The following is a 22125-nucleotide window of genomic DNA, read 5'->3' on the forward strand; positions in this document are numbered from 1 at the left end:
GCCTGCTGTCGATGACACGAACTCGCACATAAGCCCCGGGGGCGCCGTCCGCGCGGACAATGGAGCGCAACAACCTCGACCTCCTCGACATCCCAGGACGGCATGCATGACACACGAACGCCATCTCCCGGAGCACGGCGCAGGGTTCAAGAAGGTCCTGGGGCGGCTGGACGCCATCGCCCTGGGTGTGAGGGCCATGATCGGCTTCGGCTGGGTGGTCCTCACGGGAGGCTGGCTGAACGACGCCGGGACCATGGGCGCGGTGCTCGCCATAGTGGCCGGCGGGGCGATCATGGCCGTGGTGGGCCTGGTGTACGGCGAACTCGTGGCCGCGATGCCCGCCGCGGGCGGTGAGCACAACTACCTGCTGCGGGGCATGGGTGCCAGGTGGGCGTTCATCGGCTCGTGGGCGATCACGGTCGGGTACATCACGATCGTGGCGTTCGAGGCCGTGGCCGTACCTCGCACCGTGGAGTACATCTTCCCGAACCTCAGCCACGTCCCGCTGTGGACGATCGCCGGATTCGAGGTGAACCTCACGTGGGCGCTCGTGGGTGCGCTCAGCGCCGTGGTGATCACGTGGATCAACCTACGCGGTGTGAAGCAGGCGTCCACGGCGCAGGTCTTCGTGATCATCTTCCTGGCGATCGTGGGACTCATGATGGTCTTCGGCGCGTTCACGCGCGGCTCGGAACAGAACATGGAGCCCTTCTTCCACAACGGTGTCTCCGGGTTCTCCCTGGTGCTCGTGGTGGTCCCGTTCCTGTTCGTGGGCTTCGACGTGATCCCGCAGGTCTCCGAGGAGATGCACCTGCCGCCCAAGAAACTGGGCGGCACGATCGTCACCTCCGTGCTGATAGCGACCGCGTGGTACGTGATGGTCATCCTCACCACGTCCTCGGCGATGTCCGCACATGACCTCGCGAACGCGGACATCGCCGTGGCGGACGCGTTCGGCAACCTCTTCACCTCGGGCGCCATGGCCAACGTGCTGCTTGCCGGTGGCCTGGCCGGGATCCTCACGTCCTGGAACTCCCTGCTCATGGGTGCCTCACGTCTGCTCTGGGCCCTGGGCAACTCCCGGATGCTGCCCCGCTGGTTCGCCAAGCTGCACCCCAAGTACGGGACCCCCTCCAATGCCCTGCTGTTCGTGGGGGCGCTGTCCTTCATCGCCCCGTTCTTCGGCACCGAGATGCTCGGCTGGCTCGTGGACTCCGGCTCGCCCTCGATCGTGGTGGCGTACCTGCTGGTGTCGATCGTGTTCGTGATCCTGCGACGCCGCGAACCGGAGATGGAGCGGCCCTACCGGATCGGCGGGAAGCACCACGGCGGTGTGGTGATCGGTGTGCTGTCCGTAGTGCTCTGCCTGGGACTCGCTGTGCTGTATCTGCCCGGGATGCCCGCGGGGTTGGGCACCGCCCCCTACGTGATCTTCGCGCTGTGGTGGGTCCTGGGGCTGATCTTCATGCTGCGCATCCCGCGCGGGATCGCCCCCGGCGCGGACGCCGAGGAGCGGCTCGTGGCAGCGAGCGAGTCACGAACCCGCAGCCGCTGATCGCACCGTTGCGGCCGGGCATACCATGGAGGAAGGGAGCTATGTCCCACGAGTTCGAGACTGCACCGGACCACGCCGAGTGGAGTTCCCAGAAAGGAACCAGATGAGCATCAAAGACCGGGTTTCAGAAGTCCTCGAGGCCACACCCAAGGGCCTCCTGATCAACGGCGAGTGGCGAGATGCCTCCGACGGCGGGACGTTCGACGTCGAGAATCCCGCGACCGGCGAGGTGCTGGCCACGCTAGCCTCCGCGACCGAGGAGGACTCGCGCGCGGCCATGGACGCCGCCGCGAACGCCCAGGAGTCCTGGGCCCGCACGAGCGCTCGCGAGCGTTCCGAGATCCTACGCAGGACGTTCGACCTCGTCCAGGAGCACAAGGACGATCTCGCACTGCTGATGACCCTGGAGATGGGCAAGCCGTTCAAGGAGTCCCAGGGCGAGGTCGTCTACGGCGGCGAGTTCCTGCGCTGGTTCTCCGAGGAGGCCGTGCGTCACTACGGGCGCTACGTGGACACCCCCGAGGGCAACCTCAAGATGATCGTGACCCACAAGCCCGTGGGCCCGTGCCTGCTGATCACCCCGTGGAACTTTCCGCTGGCCATGGCCACCCGCAAGGTGGCCCCCGCGGTGGCCGCCGGGTGCACCATGATCCTCAAGCCCGCGCGCCTGACCCCGCTGACCTCACAGTTCTTCGCGAAGCTCATGATCGAGGCCGACATCCCCGCGGGTGTGCTCAACGTGGTGTCCTCCGCGTCCGCGTCCAACGTCTCCGGGCCCATCATGGAGGATCCCCGGCTGCGCAAGATCTCCTTCACGGGCTCCACCCCGGTGGGCAAGCAGCTCATGAAGACCGCTGCGGACCGCGTGCTGCGTACCTCCATGGAACTGGGCGGCAACGGCCCGTTCATCGTGTTCGAGGACGCGGACCTGGACAAGGCCGTGGATGGCGCCATGGCCGCCAAGATGCGCAACATGGGTGAAGCGTGCACCGCAGCCAACCGCTTCCTGGTGCACGAGTCCGTCGCGGACGAGTTCTCCAAGAAGTTCGCGGAGAAGCTCGACGCCCTCAAGCCCGGCAACGGTCTCGAGGAGGACACCACCGTGGGTCCCCTGGTCGAGAAGAAGGCGCGTGACAGCGTCACCGAATTCGTCCAGGACGCGCTCGACAACGGCGCCGAGGCCGTCGTGGGCGGCAAGGCCGTGGACGGACCGGGGTACTTCTTCGAGCCCACCCTGCTGACCGGCGTGACCGAGCAGTGCCGCGTGTTCAAGGAGGAGATCTTCGGCCCCGTGGCCCCCGTGATCACGTTCAAGGACGAGGACGACGCCGTCCGCCTGGCCAACGCCACCGAGTACGGCCTGGCGTCCTACGTGTTCACCGAGGACATCTCGCGTGCCCTGCGCATCGGCGACCGCATCGAGTACGGCCTGCTGGGCATGAACGTGGGTGTGATCTCCAACGCCGCGGCGCCGTTCGGCGGCGTCAAGGAATCGGGCCTGGGCCGTGAGGGCGGCGCCGAGGGCATCGAGGAGTACACCACCGTGCAGTACATGGGCATGCCCTCGCCCTGGGCCTGAGCACGCCCGCGCCCGCCTGACGGGAGGAGGGCCCCACGAGGGTCCGAACTCCCGGCACCGGCCGCACACGGACCCGCCTCGGCTGGAGCCCCGGATCACCGGGGCTTTCCGGGGCGGATCCGATTATCGAGTTTTCGCGTCCCCGTGCCGCTGTAGTGAAAGGGCAACCGAACATGGCTGACATCGAATACCGGCTTGAGCAGAAGCGCGATCTGAAGACCGCCCTCCCGGGCCCCAAGTCGCAGGAACTCGCGGCGCGGCGGGAGAAGGCGGTCGCGGCCGGCGTCGCCTCCTCCGTGCCCGTCTACGCGGACGAGCTCGACGGCGGCATCATCAAGGACGCGGACGGCAACCAGCTCATCGACCTGGGCTCCGGCATCGCCGTGACCTCCGTGGGCGCCACCGCGCCCAAGGTTGTGGAGAAGGTGCGCGAGGCCGTGGGTAAGTTCACCCATACGTGCTTCATGGTGACCCCCTACGAGGGGTACGTGGAGGTCGCCGAGAAGATCGCGTCCCTGACCCCTGGGGCCTTCGACAAGCGCGCCGCGCTGTTCAACTCCGGTTCGGAGGCCGTGGAGAACGCCGTGAAGATCGCGCGCGTGCACACCAAGCGCAACGCGATCGTGGTCTTCGACCACGCCTACCACGGCCGCACCAACCTGACCTTGGCCATGACCTCCAAGGTCATGCCGTACAAGCAGGGATTCGGGCCGTTCGCCAACGAGGTGTACCGCGTTCCCATGTCCTACCCCTTCCGCGATCCGGAGGGCATGACGGGCGAGGAAGCCGCCAAGCGCGCCCTGACCCTCATGGAGAAGCAGGTGGGTGTGGAGAACGTGGCCGCGATCGTGATCGAGCCCATCCAGGGTGAGGGCGGGTTCATCGTCCCGGCCCCGGGCTTCCTGCCCGCCCTATCGCAGTGGTGCAAGGACAACGGCGCGGTCTTCGTCGCGGACGAGGTCCAGGCCGGCGTGGCCCGCACGGGCAAGTGGTTCTCCTCCGAGTACGAGGGTGTGGAGCCGGACCTCGTGACCTTCGCCAAGGGCATCGCCGGCGGTATGCCGCTGTCCGGAGTGGTGGGCCGCGCGGAGCTCGTGAACGTGGTGCACGGTGGCGGCCTGGGCGGCACCTACGGCGGTAACCCCGTCGCGTGCGCCGCCGCTCTCGGCGCGATCGAGACCATCGAGGACTGGAACCTCGCGGACCGTGCCCTCGAGATCGAGAAGATCATCAAGGAGGAGCTCGGCTCCCTGGCAGAGTCCTCCCCCATCGTGGGCGAGCTGCGTGGGCGCGGCGCCATGATGGCGCTCGAGTTCGTGAAGCCCCGTTCCAAGGAACCCAACGCGGACGCCGCCCAGCAGATCGCGGCCAAGTGCCTCGAGCAGGGCGTCGTCATCCTCACGTGTGGCACGTTCGGCAACAACGTGCGTCTGCTGCCGCCGCTCGTGATCGACTTCGACCTGCTACGCGAGGGCCTACGGATCTTCGCCAAGGCCATCGAGGCGGCCGGCGCCTGATCCGCGCTTCCTGAGTTTACCGCGTACGACGGCGGGCGGTCACCGGGGTTCCGGTGGCCGCCCGTTCGCGTGTCCGGCGCGCACGGCTGGGGTATCCGTCAAACGCACGACATCGACTGAGCCGCAGTCAGCCCGAAGGCGGGCTCTACCCCCCACAGTTCCCCAGGGGGCGTCCGGTCCGGAGCCCGGAGGCTACCTCACGTACACCGTGGCTTCCAGAGTCGAGTTGCCCAGGTAGTGGCCCACGGAGGCGACGCTGGTTTTGGTGGCAGCAGATGTGTCCGGTGACTGGATGACGGCGCAGGATCCCCCGTGAGAAAGTTCCGCCAGCGAGGCCGCTTCATATTCTTTGGACTTCGCATCGCCGCTGAGTGGGGGCGCACCGCTCTCAGTCACCGCGTACTGGAAGGGCCGCCAATTGTGGCCGTTGGCGTTGACGCCAGTCTCCATGAGCTGTTCCTGGGTGGCGGCATGTGAACACAATGCGCCCCATGCGTCATTGAGCTGGGGAGGCATCACGGCGTTGAGTTCTTTCTGGGCATTCGGGCTGAAAATGCGGAAATTGATGTCATTGCCCTTCAGCGTGGTGCCGTAGAGCTCAGCCAGCCGATCATTGCTGCCGACGGGCACCTTTGCCTCGGGGGCTCTGTGACTCTTGCCGGTAAATGGCGGGGTTCTGTTGATGCTTCGTAGCGGCCTCAGGTGGTACCGATAACGAGGGTGCTGGCGGCTGCTTCGATGACATCGTTGGTGATGGTGTCGAGCTCGTTGATCTTCATGACGCGCTCGATCTGCGGGAAGAGCCTCTCCAGCAGTCGGAAGTTCCCGCGGGTAATGCGGGTGATGGCTGCGATGGCCTGAGCGTCGGTGAAGTCTTCGGGGTCGAGGGTCTTGCCCAGGGAGCGCCAGTGACGCTGGAGGACGAACAGCAGCTCGTCCGTGCCCAGGGGTCGGTATTGGTGGGCGAAGCCGACACGACTGTAGAACTGCGGGTAGTGACTGAACTGCTTCTCCAGCCCAGGCATGCCGATCAGGATCAGAGCGATGTTGTCGCGGTCGTAGCGATCGCGCAGCAGCTCCAGCGCGGTGGGGCGGAGCCGTTCGGACTCATCGACGATCACCAGCTGTACGTGGTTCCTGTCGTGCCGCCATCCCCACGACTGCGGGGTGATCTGGCCGATCGCCTCCAGGTGCTGCTCGATGCAGATGTTGGTGCGGGTGATGGCCTGGGCGAGTTCGTCCTTGAGCACCCGTGGGGTGGTGAGCACGCTGGGGGTGTAGAGCACGGTACGACTCCGAGCCAGGGCGGCGTAGACCTTGGCGTCGCTGTCGGCGCGCGGCCCCCAGTTGGTCAGCAGGTCGTAGGCCTTTTCCCAGTGTGCGTAGCGACGCGCGGACAGCGTCTTACCCACCCCGGCCGGTCCGAAGCACAGGCCGATGGTGTGGCCGCGGCGCACAGCGTCGGCGAACTCGGTGAAGCGGCGGTGCTCCTTGGTGACGATGAAGCGCTGGCTCACATCAGGTCCTCCCTGTAGACCTTCAGCTTCCGCCTCGGTGCTGGCGCGGGGGCCGGCGGCTCGGCTGTCAGCGGCGCCTCGGTGGTGTGTGCGGCTACGACGGCGATGCGTTCATTGATACCTTGGCGCAGGGCTCGACGGCGGGCGTTGCGGGCAGCCTGGATCTTCTTGAGGCCGATCTTCTGGGCCTGGTGCTCCTGGTTCACGGCCTTGCAGAGAAACTCGTCATGGTCAAAGACGCGGATCTCGGTGATATCGCGCGGGTCGTAGCGGATCACCACGGGCCGTCCGACGTAGCCGGCCAGCGTCGGGGAGACGTAGCGCAGCCCCTGGAAGCGGATGCCATCGCGGTGCACCACCCGGGACTGGGCAACCGTGAGCAGCAGCCCGTCGAGATCTTCGAGGCTCTCGGGCATGCGCGGCAGCCAGCCCTCGGCGATCCACGCACTGCGCGGCGAGGTGTCAAGCTCGCTGTGCGACCGGTCGTTGTAGGTGGCCACGAACCCCTCCAGGGCGCTGTCGAGCTCGGCCAGCGACAGCTTCGGCGTCGGAGCAAGGTGGTCCTCGGTGATGTAGCCGGGCAGGTCAGCGAGAAGCTCGGTGTTGACGGTGCCGAAGAACCGTTCGATCTTGCCGCGGCCCTGGGTGCGGGCGACGGTGGAGTGGATCAGCCGGATATGGAGGTCGACGGTGGTGCGGGTGAGGTGGTGGCTGATGAAGTCGCTGCCGTGGTCGACGTAGAGCACGTCCGGCAGGCCGCACATCGGCCACGCCGGGTCGGGCTTGTGCCAGATCGCCTGCCTCAGCGCCAGCGCAGTGTTCATCGCCGAGGGCGCACCGAGAAAGACGGTGTAGCCGCAGATCGCGCGGGAGCAATCGTCAATGATCGCCGTCAGCCACGGCCGGGCGGGCTTGCCGTCGGTGCCCACCACGAGGATGTCGAGCAACGTGTGGTCGCTCTGCCACATCGCATTCGGGTGCTCGGCCTGCCGGCGCAACACCAGCTCGTACTTGTCACGGTAGGACCCCGCGCCCTCCAGGGCGAGAGTGACCATTCCCGGATCCAGGGCCGCCACGATCGAGCGGACCACGCCGTAGGAAGGCACCGGCCACCCGCGGGTACCGCAGATACGGGTGACCCTGCGGTGGAGAGTGGCGATCGCGGGGCGGGGTTTGCTCAGCGCCAGGCCCTCGATCAACCGCACGAGCTCCGCGGGAAGATGGTGAGTACCGGCATCCGAGCGCTGTCCTGTGCTCAGGCCCGCATACCCGTCAATGCGGTAGCGGGCGTGCCAGCGCTCCAAGGTGCGCAGCCCGATCCCGGTCTCGCGGGCCAGGGCGGTCAGCGCGATGCCGTCCTCGACGTGCAGCCGCAGGATGCGCCACCGCGCCGCCCCGTCCATCTCACACCTGCTCGGCGACAGCTGCTCGGGCGCGGGCCGCCTGCTGGTGGCGATACAGCGTCGCCCGCGACCAGCCGACGAGTCGGGCGGCGTCTTCGGCGGTGCGGCCCTTCGCGCGCGCATCGGCGGCGATGTCGAGCTTCTCTGCGACCACGGCCGGGTCGACCGGAGGTCGGCCGAAGCGGGTACCGTTCTGCTTCGCCGCGGCGATCCCGGCATTGACACGTTCGGTGATCAGCTCGCGCTCATACTCGGCCAACGTGGCGAGCATGCCCATCATCATCCGGCCCGACGTCGTCTCCGGGTCGATTCCGTCCGAGACCGATCTAATCTTCACGCCTTGCCCGCGCAGCAGCGTGACCGTGTTCAGGACATCGATGAGGGACCGGCCGAGCCGGTCGATACGCCAGACCACCACGGTGTCACCGTCCTGGGCGTAGTCGAGCAGCCGCTTCATCCCCGGTCGCTCGATCGCGGTCCGGCTACCCGAGGTCACATCCGAGAACACGTCCCGCTTCTGCACCCCGGCATCCACCAGCGCATCGACTTGCAGCTGCGCATCCTGAGTTGCCGTACTCACGCGGGTGTATCCCAGCTGCCTCATACCCCCAGCATGGGGCAGAAAGTCCTGGAAGTCACCACCCTGAGGCGCTTTTCGTCGAGACGACTTAGCGAGACACTTCCGGGTGCCCATTCACGCAGGGAGTGAACCTGAGGCCAATCGCGCGCTGAACGTCTAATCAACCTATAGCTTTACGAGGCGACACTGTAAGTTCAGTTCATACTGTATAGTTCAGTGAATGCTGACTATTGCCTCTCGTGTTGACGTGATGAACCGGTTGGGCCGGGCGATGGCCGACCCCACCCGGTCGCGGATCCTGATGACCTTGCTAGAACGGCCGGCCTACCCGGCCGAACTGGCGCGGGACTTGGGGCTGACCCGGTCGAACGTGTCGAACCACCTGGCGTGCTTGCGGGACTGCGGGATCGCGGTCGCCGTGGCCGAGGGCCGCCAGACCCGGTACGAGATCGCCGATGCACACCTGGCGCGGGCGCTGACTGCTCTGGTCGAGGTCACCCTCGCGGTGGATGAGAGTGCCCCGTGCCTGGACCCGGCCTGCTCCGTGCCCGGCTGCTGCGAGAAGGGGGTGGGCGCGTGATCCTGTCCTCAACCCTCCAGGCGATCGGTCTGTTCCTGGTTACCAACATCGACGACATCATCGTGCTATCCCTGTTCTTCGGCCGTGGTGCGGGCCAGCGTGGGACCACCGTCCGAATCCTGGTCGGCCAGTACCTCGGCTTCGCTGGCATCCTGGGTGCGGCAGTGCTCGTGTCCTTAGGCGCGGGCGCGTTCTTGCCCCCGGGGGTCATCCCCTACTTCGGGCTCATCCCGCTGGGCCTGGGAGTGTGGGCGGCCTGGCAGGGGTGGCGCAGAGGCGAAGACGATGATGACGACGCCAAGATCGAGGGCAAGAATGTCGCCGTCTGGACCGTGGCCGGGGTGACCTTCGCCAACGGCGGGGACAACATCGGCGTCTACGCCCCGGCCTTCCTCAGCGTCGGCCCGGGGGCTGTGGCTGCCTACTGCATCGTGTTCCTGGCCCTGGTCGCGGTGCTGGTGGGCCTGGCCAAGTTCGTCGCCACCCGCCGACCGATCGCCGAGGTCCTGGAGCGCTGGGAACACATCCTGTTCCCCATCGTGCTGATCGGCCTGGGTTTCTTCATCCTGATCAGCGGCGGGGCCTTCGGTTTCTAACCACGCTTCCTGATCGGCAGCCTCCACCACAAAGAGATCTCCGGCCATTGTCGATGCCGACGTCCTGGCGATCGTTGCTGGCCCCAGCTTGCGGACAGTGTCGTTCCTGGATGGACGGCCCTTGCCGCCACGTATCTCAGCAAGAATGCCGCCACATACCTGCAACAGTCACAACGACGAAGGCCAAAACCGCGACGGAGAGCGACCGTTTCATGGGGGATCTACTTTCTCGGTGTGATGCGTGAGGGGAAATTCGAGCATACTGCGGCGATTTTGGCGTCGGGATCGAACAGGCGTTCATGACGGAGCTCAGAGGGTTGGACTGGTTCGATTCCCGGGTACGAGTCCTCGAGAACCTTTCCCAGGCAGTGTCGGTCCGACCGTCCTCGGCAGCGCCGCCCCCGCTCTGAGAACTTCATGACGCGCAATGGTTAGGCTGGGGTCCCCGCACACGTCCCGAACGCCATGGAGGACACGGTGGAACACTTCCCCACGTTGACCGAGACCGTTGCCGCCCTGCGCCGCGGGGAGGTGACGAGCGAGGAGCTGACCCGGCGGACGCTCGAGCGGATAACCGAGCTCAACGCGCACTTGGGGGCCTTTGTCCATGTGGCCCCAGAGACCACCCTCAAGCGGGCCCGCAGCGCGGACGAGCGGCTCTCGAGCGCCCGAGGCGACTCCGAGGAGGATGCCTCCGCGCTCCCCGCCCTGCTGGGTATCCCCACCGCGCTCAAGGACGGGCACGACGTCGCCGGGATGCCCACCACGTGGGGCTCACTGACCACGCGGGACGAGACCGGTACCGTGCCGCCCGCCGCCGTATCCGAGCCGCTCGCCGCGACCCTCGAAGCCTCCGGTGCGGTGATCCTCGGCAAGACCCAGGTCCCCGAGTTCCTGCTCAATTGCTATTCGGAGAATCGCGCTTTCCCTCCGGCCCGCAACCCGTTCGCCCTGGACTGCTCCCCTGGCGGGTCCTCCGGGGGTCAAGCGGCCGCCGTGGCCGCGGGGATCCTGCCCGGGGCCGTGGGTTCCGACGGCGGCGGCTCCATCCGGATCCCCGCGGCGGGCTGCGGACTCATCGGCCTGAAACCCAATCGTGGGCGTGTCCCGAGCAACGACGCCCTGTCCAACGTGGGACAACTGGGGGTCAACGGCCCCATCACGCGCACCGCCAGGGATGCCGCCCTGTTCATGGACGTGCTGTGCCACACCCCCGGACACGATCGGATCGACCGCCCCGTCCGGGCCGCGCCCGAGCCGTCCTTCACGGCAGTGGTCGACGCCGCCCTGGCCGGGCGGATGCCGTGGGGTGAGCGCCCGCTGCGGATCGGTGTCAGCACGGCGTCGCCCTTCGACGAGACCTACGACATCTCCGTATCACCCGAGGCGCGTGCCGCGCTCGACGACGGGGTGCGGCGCCTCGAGCGGGCGGGGCACAACGTCGTCGACGCCCGGATCTCCTACGACCCGGCCTACCCGGACGCGTTCTTCCGGCTGTGGAGCACCGTCATGGGGCAGCTGCCGCTAACCGGGCAGGAAGGACAGCTCACGGGCCTGGCCCGGGCGTTCCGGGACCGCGCGCTGACACGGTCCGCGGTGGATCTCGCCGATGCCGTGGCGGTCCTGCGGGACATCGAGGCCAATGTGATCAGCCAATATGCCCAGTACGACATGATCCTCACTCCGGCGCTGGCCATGCCCCCGCGCCCGATCGGCTGGTTCCACGAGGGCTTCGACATCGCCGACCCCGCCGGTGCCGAGCAGGATTACATGCGGCAATGCCAGTACACCCCGTGGACCTCCCTGATCAACGTGGTGGGGCTGCCCGCGATCACAATCCCCACCACGTGGGCTACACCCGAGCGAGGCAACTACCCCGGGCCGGTGCCCATGGGCGTGCACCTGGTGGGAGCGGCGTCGTCCGAGGCGTGGCTGCTCGCGCTCGCGGCGCAGTTGGACCCGCCGACCACGCCGCGCGCGTCCTTGGTGGCCTGACGGCACCTGCTCTGAGCGCGAGCTGCGAGCGCGCTGCCACCGGCCGTTCGGGCCCCGGCGTGCGGTGCGCGGAAACCTGCGGAAAACGACTGACGGGCGCCGCGATCGGGACTAGGTTTGAACCATGGCTAACCGTGCGGGCACCGTCGCCCAACCCAGTGACCTCGTGGACATCGACCAGCTCCTGGCCGCGTACTTCGACCGCGTCCCGGACGTGGACGATCCTGATCAGCGCGTGGTATTCGGCACCTCCGGGCACCGCGGGTCCTCACTGAAGACCTCGTTCAACGAGCACCACATCGCCGCGATCACGCAGGCGATCGTGGAGTACCGCACCGCGCAGGGGATCACCGGCCCCCTGTTCATGGGCAAGGACACGCACGCGCTGTCCGGACCCGCGCAGGACACCGCGCTGCAGGTGCTCGCGGCCAACGGCGTGCGCACCCTGCTGGACTCCCGGGACGGCTTCACGCCCACCCCGGCGCTGTCCCACGCGATCCTCACGTACAACGCCTCCGAGCCCGAGGACCGCGCGGATGGCATCGTGATCACCCCGTCCCACAACCCGCCCACGGACGGCGGCTTCAAGTACAACCCCCCGCACGGCGGCCCCGCGGACACGGACGCCACCGAGTGGATCGCGAACCGCGCCAACGACCTCATCGCGGCGGGCCTCGATGGTGTGGAGCGGGTGCCCCTGGAGGAGGCCGCCGCCGCGGAGACCACCGGGACCTTCGACTTTTTGGACAGCTACGTCTCCGCGCTGCCGGAAATCATCGACCTCGAAGCCATCAAGGAATCCGGGCTGCACATCGGCGCGGATCCCATGGGCTCGGCGTCCGTGGCGTACTGGCAGGAGATCGGCGAGCGCTTCGGGCTGAATCTGACCGTGGTCAACCCCGAGGTGGACCCGCAGTGGGCGTTCATGACGCTGGACTGGGACGAGAAGATCCGCATGGATTGCTCCTCCCCCTCGGCCATGGCGTCCCTGATCGGCAACCGGGACGAGTACGACATCGCCACCGGCAACGACGCCGACAGCGACCGACACGGCATCGTGACCCCGGATGCCGGGCTCATGAATCCCAACCACTACCTGGCCGTGGCCATCGACTACCTCTACCGCAACCGTTCCGGGTGGTCCCCGGAAGCCGGGATCGGCAAGACCCTGGTGTCGTCCTCGATCATCGACCGCGTGGCCGACTCGCTGGGCCGCCGGTTGGTGGAGGTCCCCGTGGGCTTCAAGTGGTTCGTGCCCGGTCTGCTGGACGGATCCATCGGCTTCGGCGGGGAGGAATCCGCGGGCGCGTCCTTCCTTCGGATGGACGGTTCCGCGTGGACCACTGACAAGGACGGCATCATCCTGGCGCTGCTCGCCGCGGAGATCACCGCACGCACGGGCAAGACGCCGTCGCAGCGCTACGCGGAACTCACCGAGCAGTTCGGGGATCCGGTGTACGAGCGCATCGACGCCCCGGCCGATCGCGAGCAGAAGGCCGTACTGAAGAAGCTGTCCGCCGAGCAGGTCACCGCGGAGACCCTCGCCGGGGAACCCATCATCGCCAAGCTCACCGAGGCGCCGGGTAACGGCGCCACTGTGGGCGGACTGAAGGTGGTCACGGAATCCGCGTGGTTCGCGGCCCGGCCGTCCGGGACCGAGGACGTGTACAAGATCTACGCGGAGTCGTTCAAGGGCGCGGAGCATTTGGCGCAGGTCCAGAAGGAGGCCAAGGCGCTCGTGGATTCAGTGATCGGCTGAGGTTGGAACGCCTCCCGCACCGGGCGGGTGCGGGAGGAGGTGTTGACCGATGATAAGTATGCGTATTCAATGAGGGGCGACCCTCGCGGCACCGTGGCAGACCCCTCGCCCCGGGGGCACATCACCGAAGGATGACACCCCTGCATGAGGTCCACCCCCGCCCGCCCGGATTCCACGAGTTCTCTGGGCCCATCCAGCATGTTGCAGTCCGAGCCCTGGGAGCGTTTCCAGACCGATCTGGGGCGTACCACCCACAGGCTCCACGGGCCCGGATGGGATGCCCTGGTGGTGGAGGAGCGATCCCGCGCCGGCCGGATCTGGTACGCGCCCTACGGGCCCGTGCTGCAGCATCCGGCAGCGCTCCCGGACGCTCTCGAGGCCCTGCGGGAGGCCGCCCGCGCCGAGTCCGTGGGGTGGCTGCGGGTGGAACCGCAGCTGCCTGCTCCCGCGCAGACGCCCTTCGGGGACGCGGTGCAGCGACAGAACGCCACGGCGGCCTCCCTGGTGGCCCTGCTCCGGGCGCACGGCGCCCGCCCCGCTCCGCGTGACATCCAGCCCGCCCACACCCGCTGGGTGGATCTCACCCGTCCGCCCGAGGCGATCCTCAAGGCCATGACGGGCACCAACCGCAACCTGTGGCGCCGGCACCGGGACAAGGGTCTCACCCTCTCGTCCAGCTCGCACCCCAGCGCCGCGGATACCGTGATCGAGCTGCTGCACCGCACCGCGGGGCGCAAGGGGTTCACGGCCCAGACCTCCGAGTACCTGCGCACTGCGGCCCGCTCCCTGGGACCGCCCGGTAGCTGCACGGCGTACCTGAGCTCCGTGGACGGCACGGTGGTCAGCGCCCTGCTCACCTACGACTCCCCCACCACGCGGATCTTCGCGCACTCCGGCATGGACGCGGCGGTGCGCAAGCTGCGACCCAACCAGCCGCTGATCGCCCAGGCGCTGCTCGACGCCGCCGCGCAGGGTCAGTCGGTCGGCGACCTCTTCGGGATCGCGCCCCTGAGCCGACCCGATCATCCGTGGACGGGCTTCAGCGCGTTCAAGCGCTCCTTCGGGGGCGCGGACGTGGCACTGGGCGGCACGTGGGACGTGCCCGTCGGCCGTGCCCGCTACGCGGCGTACCGGGGAATGCGTCGCGCCCGGGACGGAGCGGTCCAGCTCCGCGCCCGGGCGCGCACGGCGGTGTCCGAGGCCAGGGGTTCCCGCGCCTCGAACTAGCCCACCGGGTTTCGCCCGTCCCAGGCCCGGGCGTAGAAGTCCGAGGACAGCGAGTCCAGCAAGTCCCGGTAGTCCTCCGGTGCCAATGCCTGGACGGAGCCCTCGGGGGGCGTCTGGCGGCGCACGGACACGCCGAGGCCCGCGGCGCCGTCGTGCACGGAGAGACCGGCGGCCTCCAGGAGGGTGGGGTACATGGACAGCTGGTCCGCGCCCGCCCGCAGGGGCTGGTCCGAGGACTCCCCCGGGATCCACACGCGGTTGAAGATGGTGCGGTTGGGGTGGTGGTCCAGCTGCTCGTGGAACGCGTCCCCGGCGCTCATGTGCTTGAGGTGGTCCCCCATGACCACCACGGAGGTGTCCTCCAGGTAGCCCTGGACCCTCATGTGCTCGATGAAGCCCGCCACCTGCGTCATGGAGCACGCGAACACCGAGGTCACCTGGTTCTGGGTGTCCACGCCGCAAGAGTCATAGACGTGCACCGGTTCGTGGGTGTCCAGGGTCAGCATGGACAGGTTGAACGGCTGGCCCGTGCGCTCGGAGCGGGCGTGCAGACGGTCCACCTCGTCCTTCGCGTGGGCCATGAGCCGCTCGTCGCTGAGCCCCCAGTCGCCGCGAAAGTTCTGCTCCGGCTCGCCGGCGGCCCGCCAGTCCGCGAGCCCCTTGTCCTCCGTGTAGCCGTGCGATCGCAGGAAGGCGTCCTTGCCGGCGAACGAGGAGTTGGCCCCGCCCAGGAACGTGCTGGTGTAGCCGTGGTTCTGCAGCACGTCCCCCAGACACGTAACGCCTCCCAGGTACTGCTCCATCCCGGCGCCGATGTCACTCGAGCTGAGGCCCTCCCCCGAGCTCTTGAGGGGGATGCCGCACTGGGTGGATGTGAGCCCGGCCATGGTCCAGCCGCCGCCCTCGTACTGCTGGAGGTCGGTGACGCTGCGCCAGCCGTCCTCCGCGCGGGTGACGTCCTCCAGGGGCGCGAACGCGTTCTTCTCGAACAGCTGGTCGTCCGCGAGGGTCTGCTCCCCCGACTCGAGGTAGACCACCACCAGGTTGCGCTTGCCCGCGTCCCCGGTGACGGTGGGCTGGACGTAGCGCGATCCGATGTCATGCGGGAACTTGGCGGCCTTGACGTAGCGGGGCAGGTCCACCGCGGACGCGAAGCTCGCGGTACCCCCCACCACCACCGCCGCCACCGCGATCGCGGAGATGGAGCGGACCACGCCGCGCGGGGCGCGCGCAGTGTGCCCGGACAGGCGGCGGCGCCGCCACACCCACCGGCCCAGCGCGACCGCCAAGGTCAGCAGCACGGGAAGTACGCCGATCAGCAGCACCGAGACCCACACGATCGACCCGCCGCCGCCGTCCGTCTGCACGGACACCAGGTTCATGCGCATCTGCCCCACGGAGATCTGACCCCAGTAGTGCCGGATGATCCCGCCCGCCGCGAGCAGGGTCAGTCCCAGCCAGATCAGGCCGTAGCAGAGCCCTCGGCCCGTCCACCGGCCCAGCCGTCTGCTCGCACGCAGAAAACCCTCGGACATGTTGTGGACCTCGTGCTCCTCGATCACCGGTGCCAGCCGGCACCGCCGCGGCCCGGGCATGGTGTGCCGCCGCCTACATATTCGTGTTCTTTCAAGGGTAGGACATGTTCCGGTCACCTGCTATTCACCTTGTGGGCCCGCGACGGCGCCGGACGCAGCAGGGGAGCCCACTGTCCGAGGCGGCGCCGCTCGGTCCAGCGCGAGCCTGATGCTGTCCGCAGCCGGGCCGGGGAGCGCCTGTCCCGTTCAGCTCGCGTGGGTGAGGGCCTGCACCCAGACGGCCTCCGCCACGAGGATGCCGAGTTCCACCGTGACCCCACCGGACGCTACCGTCCCCACAACGTCGGGCGGCCCCTGCGTCACCAGAGCTGCGGGCGAGCTGCCCCCCGGGACGTCACCGCCCGGCGTCGTGCCCCCGCCGGCTACGCGCACGCGCACCGTGGCGCTGCGGTCCGGACCCGGGAGCACCCGCAGCACCGCGCCCGGCCGAATCTCGGCCTCCGCGAGCACCCGCAGGGTCTCAGGGCTCTCGTCCGAGACGCGCGTGACCCGCACGGGCTCCGGGTGGGTGACGTCCCCGAGCGGAACGGCCGGGGCGGGAGTGATCACCCCGTCCCGCGAGGGGATCGCATCCCCGTGCGGGTCCTCGGACGGGTGGCCGAGCTTGGCGTCCACACGGTCGATGAATCGGTCGGTGACGGCATGCTCGAGAACCTCGGCCTCGTCGTGGATCTCGTCCCACGCGTAACCCAGCTCGGTGGCCAGGAACATCTCCAGGATGCGGTGGCGGCGCACCATGTGCACGGCCACGTCACGTCCCTCGGCGGTCAGCTCCACGACCCCGTATGCGGGCCGGGTCACCAGGCCCTGTGCGGTGAGCTTCTTCAGCGCCTCGGACACGGTGGAGGCCGCCAGACCCATTCGCGCGGCCAGCGACGTGGTGGTCACCCGCTCCGGCTCCCACTCGCCCAGCCGCCAGATGGTCTTCAGGTAGTCCTGGGTGGACGGGCTCAGCTCTGCGGGGTGCACGCGTTAAGCCTAGCGGCCCTCCGGGGACGTCCCCAAGGGTGCGCCCCGCGGCGTTCGCGCCGGGGATGACAGACGGCGACGACGACGCTGCACCCCCTCCGGGGGCCGCGCCCGGGGTGTGCCCGGGGTCGCTTCGGGTGGCGCGGCACCCGGCGACGCCGCGCCGTCGGCTGGGTGCGAGGGGTCACCGTGCGACATCGTCAGGCCGTGCGACGGTGACGCGCCTGCGCGCCGGGCCGCTGCGGCGGAATGACTCCCGCAGGAGGCGCGCAATAACGGAGCAAACGCAGAAAATGGCGCTCAGATCTGCATGTGCTCCGTTATTGCCCATCGTAGGCCGCGGCCGTGCCGGGCTCCACACCGGGGCTCGGCCGGGGCATCACTCGTACGTGTAGAACCCCTGCCCGGAGCTGCGCCCCATGTGACCCTGGTCGATGAACTCCCGCTTCACGCGTTCCGCAACCCGCTGGGACTCCTCGGTCCCCGCATTCATGTTGATCTGGTAATAGGTCTCCATGCCCACGTGGTCCAGGATCTGGAACGGGCCTAGGGGAGAACCGGTGGCGGTGCGCCAGGTCTTGTCGATGTCCTCGGCCTGTGCGATGTCGTTGACCCACAAGTGCGATGCCGCCGTCAGGAACGGCACCAGCAGGGTGTTGAGGATGTAGCCCGCCTGCTCCTTCTGGATGTGGATGGGCACCATCCCGATCTGCCCGGCGAACTCCAGGACGGCCTCGGCCGCGGCGGGGTCCGTGCCCGCGTGCCCCATGACCTCACCGGTGTTGTTGCGCCACACCTCGTTGGCGAAGTGCAGCGCCAGGAACCGCTCCGGGTGGCCTGTGGACTCGGCAATGTCACTGGGCAGCAGCGTGGAGGAGTTGGTGCAGAGAATGGTCTTCTCCGGTGCCGCCTGTCCGATCTGGGCCCACACCTTCTTCTTGAGCTCCAGGTTCTCCGGGACGGCCTCGATCACGATGTCCGCGTCCGCGAGCGCCGCAGTGAGGTTCGTGGTGCCGCTCAACCGGGCCTTGGCCGCCTCCAGCTGCTCGGGGGTGGCCGCCATGTCCCGCGTGTACAGCAGGGACAGCTTCTCCCACTTGCCGGGCAGCGCCCCGACGATCTCCTCGCTGATGTCGTACACGGTCACGGTCTTGCCGAAGTACGCCGCCTGGAAAGCGATCTGCGATCCGAGCACCCCGGATCCGATCACGGTCACGTTGGTCAGTTCAGCCATGATGTCCTCCCCCACTCCTGTGTGAGTCACGCTCGCGCGAGTCGGCCTCCCGCGGGCCCGGTGGCCACGGGCGTGGCCCCCGTCACTCACCCTACTCGCCCGTAGATTTCTCGCCAGGCGCCGACAACGCCGCACGGCCACCCCCCGCGGCACCGCACCACCGCGCGTGGGCCCCGCACAACCAGTCGGGCCCCCACCCGCGCACTAGAATCCTCGGGGCGGCACCCACGGCCCGCCCAGGACAAGGAGCACCCATGAGTTCGCCGGTTTCCCCCGACCACACCCCGCCCACGCGCCACGAGCAGCAGGCGCCGCGCGAGCAGGACCGGCGCGGCGGCGTCGTCGAGCGCCTGGGCCTGAACTGGCGGCTGCACGGGGACGGCAGGCACGTGGCCCCCGGTGATGTGGTGACCCCGCGGGAACGGCTCGCCTGGCCGCGCACCATCTCGATCGGCGCGCAGCACGTGGTCGCGATGTTCGGCGCCACGTTCCTGGTGCCGCTGCTCACCGGCTTCCCGCCGGCCACCACGCTGTTCTTCTCGGGCATCGGCACGGTGCTGTTCCTGGTGGTCACGGCGGGGCGGGTGCCCAGCTACTTGGGGTCCTCGTTCGCGTTCATCGCCCCGATCACCGCGTCCGTGAACCAGTACGGTCCGGGTGGCGCGCTCGGCGGCGTGATCATGGCCGGTGCCGCGCTGTTCCTGATCGGCGTGATCGTGCAGATCGCGGGCACGGAGTGGCTGCAGAAACTCATGCCACCGGCCGTCACGGGCACCATCGTGGCCCTCATCGGTTTCAACCTGGCCCCCTCCGCCAAGCAGAACTTCACCGCGGCACCCGTCACGGCCCTCGTGACCCTGGGTTCGATCATCCTGATCTCGGTGTTGTTCCGCGGGCTGCTGGGCCGCCTGTCCATCCTCCTGGGCGTGGCGATTGGCTACGTCACCGCCGTGATCCGCGGTGAGGTGGACTTCACCTCGATCCAGGCCGCATGGGATGAACAAGGCGTGTTCGGCCTGCCCCAGTTCCACTCCCCCGAGTTCCACCTCAACCTGGCCGGGTTGTTCATCCCGGTGATCCTGGTGCTCGTGGCGGAGAACATCGGTCACGTGAAGTCCGTGGCCCTAATGACCGGCGACGACCTGGACCCCTACATGGGCCGCGCCATCATCTCGGACGGTCTGGCCACCATGATCGCGGGCTCCGGCGGCGGTTCGGGTACCACCACGTACGCGGAGAACATCGGCGTCATGGCCGCCACGCGCGTCTACTCGACCGCCGCGTACTGGGTGGCCGCGCTCGTCGCGATCCTGCTGAGCGTGCTGCCCGTCTTCGGCGCCGCGGTGGCCACGGTCCCCCAGGGTGTGCTGGGCGGAGCGGCCACGGTGTTGTACGGCATGATCGGCATGCTGGGTGTGCGGATCTGGGTGCAGAACCGCGTGGACTTCTCCAACCCGGTCAACCTCACCACCGCGGCAATCGCCATGATCGTGGGCATCGGCGACTACACCTGGTCCGTGGCCGGGCTCGACTTCGCGGGCATCGCCCTGGGCACCGCCGCCGCCCTGGTGGTCTACCACCTCATGGCGGCCATCGCCCGCGCCCGCGGTTCCGTGGGCTCGGACCCCCTCACCCCGGACTCTTCGCAGAGCCCGTCACCGCTGGGCTGACCCGCGGTTCACACGCTGATCGGGAGGTCCGATTCCTGATCCGCCACGTTCCGGATCCGGTCCATGTCCACCTCGGCCACCGTGGCCGGCTCCCACTGCGGGTTCTTGTCCTTGTCCACGACCATGGCGCGCACGCCCTCGATGAAGTCGTGGCCCACCGCAGTGTCCTCCGCCATACGCAGTTCGCGGCGCAGGCAGGAGACGACGTCGTCGTCCTGCGCGCCGCGCTGCAGCAGCTCGAACACGCGCGCGAGCGACGTGGGGCTCATCCCGTCCAGGTCCGAACCCGCGTTGCGCACGACCTCCTCGAAGCCGTCCGCACCATAGGTCGCCACGATCTCGTCCCAGCGCCCCACGAGTTCGGATTCCGGGGCCTGCTTGGCGTACGACGACGTCGCGACGTCCACTCCGTCCGCCAGCACGGTGTCCACGAACGCGTCCACGTCCGCGGAATCGATGTAGGTGTCCGCCAGCCCCAGCGCGATCGCATCCGCGCCGTTGATGCGCGCACCGCTCAGCCCGAGGTAGCGGGCGACGGCGAGGGATTCGTGGCGAGCGGCGTCGTCGTCGGTCGAGGAACCGGCACCCCGGGTGACGCGCGGCAGGAAATAGCTCGCCCCGATGTCCGTGAAGAAGCCGATGGCAGTCTCCGGCATGGCCATCTGCGTGGTCTCCGTGACCACTCGGTGCGAACCGTGCACGGACAGGCCCATGCCGCCGCCCATCACGATGCCGTTCATGATGGCCACGTACGGCTTGGGGTAGCGCGCGATGATCGCGTTCATGGAGTACTCGGTGCCGAAGGCGTCGCGGATCTCGTCCTGGCGGCCACCCAACGCCGCCTCGCGGACCTCCTTGATGTCCCCGCCCGCGCAGAACGCCTTGGCGAGCTGCGCGCGGATCACGACCTGCGTGATCGCGGGATCGTCCCGCCACATCTGCAGTGCGCTGACCAGCTGGTGGTACATGCTGCGGTTCAACGCGTTCAGCGCCTTGTCACGGGTCAGGGTCAACAGCCCGGTCTGGCCCTGGATCTCGGCCCGGACGAACGATTCTTCAGTAGCCTTCATGTTTCCCATGCTAGCCAGCACCATGGGCTCATGTGACGACCAGCATGCCCCCGAGGGCGGTGGCCGCCACGACGACCGTGGAGATCGCACCGAGCAGCACGGGCTTGAAACCCACTCGCACGAGTTCCTTGGCCTTCACCCCGAGCCCCAGCGCGAACATCGCCATGCTGAGACACCACGTCTCCAGCGTGCCCAGGGCTCCCATGACCGGTTCCGGGAGGACGCCGCTCGAGGCCACCAGCGCGGCGAGCACGAACCCCACCACGAACAGGGGCACGATTGGGGGTCGCTTGCCGTTGCGGGCGGCGGTGCCCGAACGGCGCGCCCGGATCCCCACGATCGTCATGATCGGCGCGAGCATGACCACGCGGGTCAGTTTGACCAACACCGCGGACGCCAGTGCCGCCGAGCCGATGGCCCCGCCTGCGGCCACGACCTGGGCGACCTCATGGATCGAGCCGCCCGCCCACAGACCGGCCTGGTGTTCGGTCAACCCCAGGGCCCCGCTGAGGAGCGGGATCACCGGGATCATCAGACTGCCGTAGAGCACCACGAGTCCCACGGCGGTCGCGACGTCCTCGTCCTCCGAGTCCGTGACCCCCTCCACCGCGGCCACGGCGGCGGCCCCGCAGATCGAGAACCCGCACGCGATCAACAGGCGCTGTGCACGCGGGACCCCCATCAGGCCGCCGATCCACACCGTGGTCAGGATGCCCACGCCGACCACGGCCACGACGACCGCGATCATCCCGAAGCCGAGTCCCGCGATGTCCTGGAGCGAGACGGACAGCCCCAGCAGGACGATGCCGACGCGCAGGACCCACTTGGCGGCCACGGCGATCCCCGGAGCCAGAACCCGGGGCAGCCGGACCACGTTGGCGATCAGGGCGCCCACGACGATCGCGATCAGCAGCGGGCTCACCCCCGGGATCAACCACCCGAGCACGAGGGATACGGCCATGCCCGCAGCGCAGAACGCCAGCCCGGGAGGACCGCCGCACGGGAACCCGGTTGCCGTTCGGTGCCAGGGGCAGCCGGGGGCGCGGGCATCGTCGCACGCGCCACTGGAACAGGATGCATGGCCGATGCCGCGGCTGCGGTGGTTGCCGAGGTCGACGCAGTCGACGCCGCTCCTCGCGGGACAGCTGCGCCGCTGGGAGCGGCCCGCCCAGCGAGCGCACCAGTCCCACCGAGTATGCCTGCCCCGCCGGGGGCGCTTGTCCCGTCAGGGGTGCCGTGGGAAGATTCGTGACCCGTCGCCATGCCTCCACTGTGCTCG

General features: G+C 68.6%; 18 protein-coding genes. 9 read left to right on the top strand and 9 right to left on the bottom strand.

The window, feature by feature from the left end:
• The first annotated feature begins 106 nt into the window (after positions 1–106).
• The 3 genes from RF637_RS10705 to gabT all read left to right on the top strand — a co-directional run bounded on the left by RF637_RS10705 (position 107) and on the right by gabT (position 4651).
• Positions 107–1555, top strand: coding sequence for an APC family permease (locus RF637_RS10705; protein ID WP_368844813.1), 1449 nt, complete (start codon positions 107–109; stop codon positions 1553–1555).
• A 103-nt stretch (positions 1556–1658) separates the two neighbouring features.
• Positions 1659–3134 (top strand): NAD-dependent succinate-semialdehyde dehydrogenase, encoded by a 1476-nt coding sequence (locus RF637_RS10710; RefSeq protein ID WP_368844814.1) that lies wholly within the window; start codon positions 1659–1661, stop codon positions 3132–3134.
• A gap of 173 nt (positions 3135–3307) precedes the next feature.
• Positions 3308–4651 carry a 4-aminobutyrate--2-oxoglutarate transaminase gene (gene gabT, locus RF637_RS10715; RefSeq protein ID WP_368844815.1) on the top strand — a complete coding sequence of 448 codons (1344 nt, stop codon included), beginning with the start codon at positions 3308–3310 and terminating at the stop codon, positions 4649–4651.
• A gap of 192 nt (positions 4652–4843) precedes the next feature.
• Here the strand turns inward: gabT and RF637_RS10720 are convergent, their stop codons facing one another.
• The 4 genes from RF637_RS10720 to RF637_RS10735 form a co-directional block, all read right to left on the bottom strand.
• The gene (locus RF637_RS10720; RefSeq protein ID WP_368844816.1) at positions 4844–5281 is read right to left on the bottom strand and encodes a hypothetical protein; all 438 of its coding nucleotides are present in this window, start codon (positions 5279–5281) and stop codon (positions 4844–4846) included.
• A gap of 68 nt (positions 5282–5349) precedes the next feature.
• Positions 5350–6168: an AAA family ATPase gene (locus RF637_RS10725; RefSeq protein ID WP_368844817.1), complete on the bottom strand. Its 819-nt coding sequence runs from the start codon at positions 6166–6168 to the stop codon at positions 5350–5352.
• A complete protein-coding gene (locus RF637_RS10730; RefSeq protein WP_368844818.1) occupies positions 6165–7571 on the bottom strand; it encodes a Mu transposase C-terminal domain-containing protein in 1407 nt (468 codons plus the stop codon). Before RF637_RS10730 ends, RF637_RS10725 begins: the two co-directional genes overlap by 4 nt.
• A gap of 1 nt (position 7572) precedes the next feature.
• Positions 7573–8175: a recombinase family protein gene (locus tag RF637_RS10735; protein ID WP_064847476.1), complete on the bottom strand. Its 603-nt coding sequence runs from the start codon at positions 8173–8175 to the stop codon at positions 7573–7575.
• A 196-nt stretch (positions 8176–8371) separates the two neighbouring features.
• Between RF637_RS10735 and RF637_RS10740 the strand changes: the two genes are divergently transcribed.
• The 5 genes from RF637_RS10740 (at position 8372) to RF637_RS10760 (ending at position 14308) form a co-directional block, all read left to right on the top strand.
• Positions 8372–8731: a helix-turn-helix transcriptional regulator gene (locus tag RF637_RS10740; protein ID WP_041102738.1), complete on the top strand. Its 360-nt coding sequence runs from the start codon at positions 8372–8374 to the stop codon at positions 8729–8731.
• Positions 8728–9327: a cadmium resistance transporter gene (locus RF637_RS10745; protein WP_048683490.1), complete on the top strand. Its 600-nt coding sequence runs from the start codon at positions 8728–8730 to the stop codon at positions 9325–9327. Before RF637_RS10740 ends, RF637_RS10745 begins: the two co-directional genes overlap by 4 nt.
• Positions 9328–9804: 477 nt before the next feature.
• On the top strand, positions 9805–11322 hold the full coding sequence (locus RF637_RS10750) for an amidase (protein WP_368844819.1): 1518 nt from the start codon (positions 9805–9807) through the stop codon (positions 11320–11322).
• A gap of 124 nt (positions 11323–11446) precedes the next feature.
• Entirely contained in the window at positions 11447–13081 is a 1635-nt protein-coding gene (gene pgm / locus RF637_RS10755) for a phosphoglucomutase (alpha-D-glucose-1,6-bisphosphate-dependent) (RefSeq protein WP_368844820.1), read from the top strand.
• Between the two features lie 144 nt (positions 13082–13225).
• On the top strand, positions 13226–14308 hold the full coding sequence (locus RF637_RS10760; RefSeq protein ID WP_368844821.1) for a lipid II:glycine glycyltransferase FemX: 1083 nt from the start codon (positions 13226–13228) through the stop codon (positions 14306–14308).
• Here RF637_RS10760 and RF637_RS10765 read toward each other — a convergent pair.
• From RF637_RS10765 to RF637_RS10775, 3 genes are all read right to left on the bottom strand, one after another.
• Positions 14305–15843: a sulfatase-like hydrolase/transferase gene (locus tag RF637_RS10765; protein ID WP_368844822.1), complete on the bottom strand. Its 1539-nt coding sequence runs from the start codon at positions 15841–15843 to the stop codon at positions 14305–14307. The two genes, RF637_RS10760 and RF637_RS10765, sit on opposite strands and share 4 nt — an antisense overlap.
• Before the next feature lie 246 nt (positions 15844–16089).
• Positions 16090–16872: a metal-dependent transcriptional regulator gene (locus RF637_RS10770; RefSeq protein ID WP_085108639.1), complete on the bottom strand. Its 783-nt coding sequence runs from the start codon at positions 16870–16872 to the stop codon at positions 16090–16092.
• Between the two features lie 379 nt (positions 16873–17251).
• The gene (locus RF637_RS10775) at positions 17252–18106 is read right to left on the bottom strand and encodes a 3-hydroxyacyl-CoA dehydrogenase (RefSeq protein WP_085108652.1); all 855 of its coding nucleotides are present in this window, start codon (positions 18104–18106) and stop codon (positions 17252–17254) included.
• A gap of 254 nt (positions 18107–18360) precedes the next feature.
• Between RF637_RS10775 and RF637_RS10780 the strand changes: the two genes are divergently transcribed.
• Positions 18361–19776 carry a uracil-xanthine permease family protein gene (locus RF637_RS10780; protein WP_368844823.1) on the top strand — a complete coding sequence of 472 codons (1416 nt, stop codon included), beginning with the start codon at positions 18361–18363 and terminating at the stop codon, positions 19774–19776.
• Positions 19777–19784: 8 nt separating this feature from the next.
• Here RF637_RS10780 and RF637_RS10785 read toward each other — a convergent pair whose 3' ends face one another.
• Complete coding sequence (locus tag RF637_RS10785; RefSeq protein WP_368844824.1) at positions 19785–20846, bottom strand: enoyl-CoA hydratase/isomerase family protein; 1062 nt, start codon at positions 20844–20846, stop codon at positions 19785–19787.
• A gap of 28 nt (positions 20847–20874) precedes the next feature.
• On the bottom strand, positions 20875–21828 hold the full coding sequence (locus tag RF637_RS10790) for a YeiH family protein (RefSeq protein ID WP_368844832.1): 954 nt from the start codon (positions 21826–21828) through the stop codon (positions 20875–20877).
• Between the last annotated feature and the right edge of the window lie 297 nt (positions 21829–22125).

This window comes from Kocuria sp. CPCC 204721, from assembly GCF_040980945.1.
GTDB lineage: Bacteria > Actinomycetota > Actinomycetes > Actinomycetales > Micrococcaceae > Kocuria > Kocuria marina.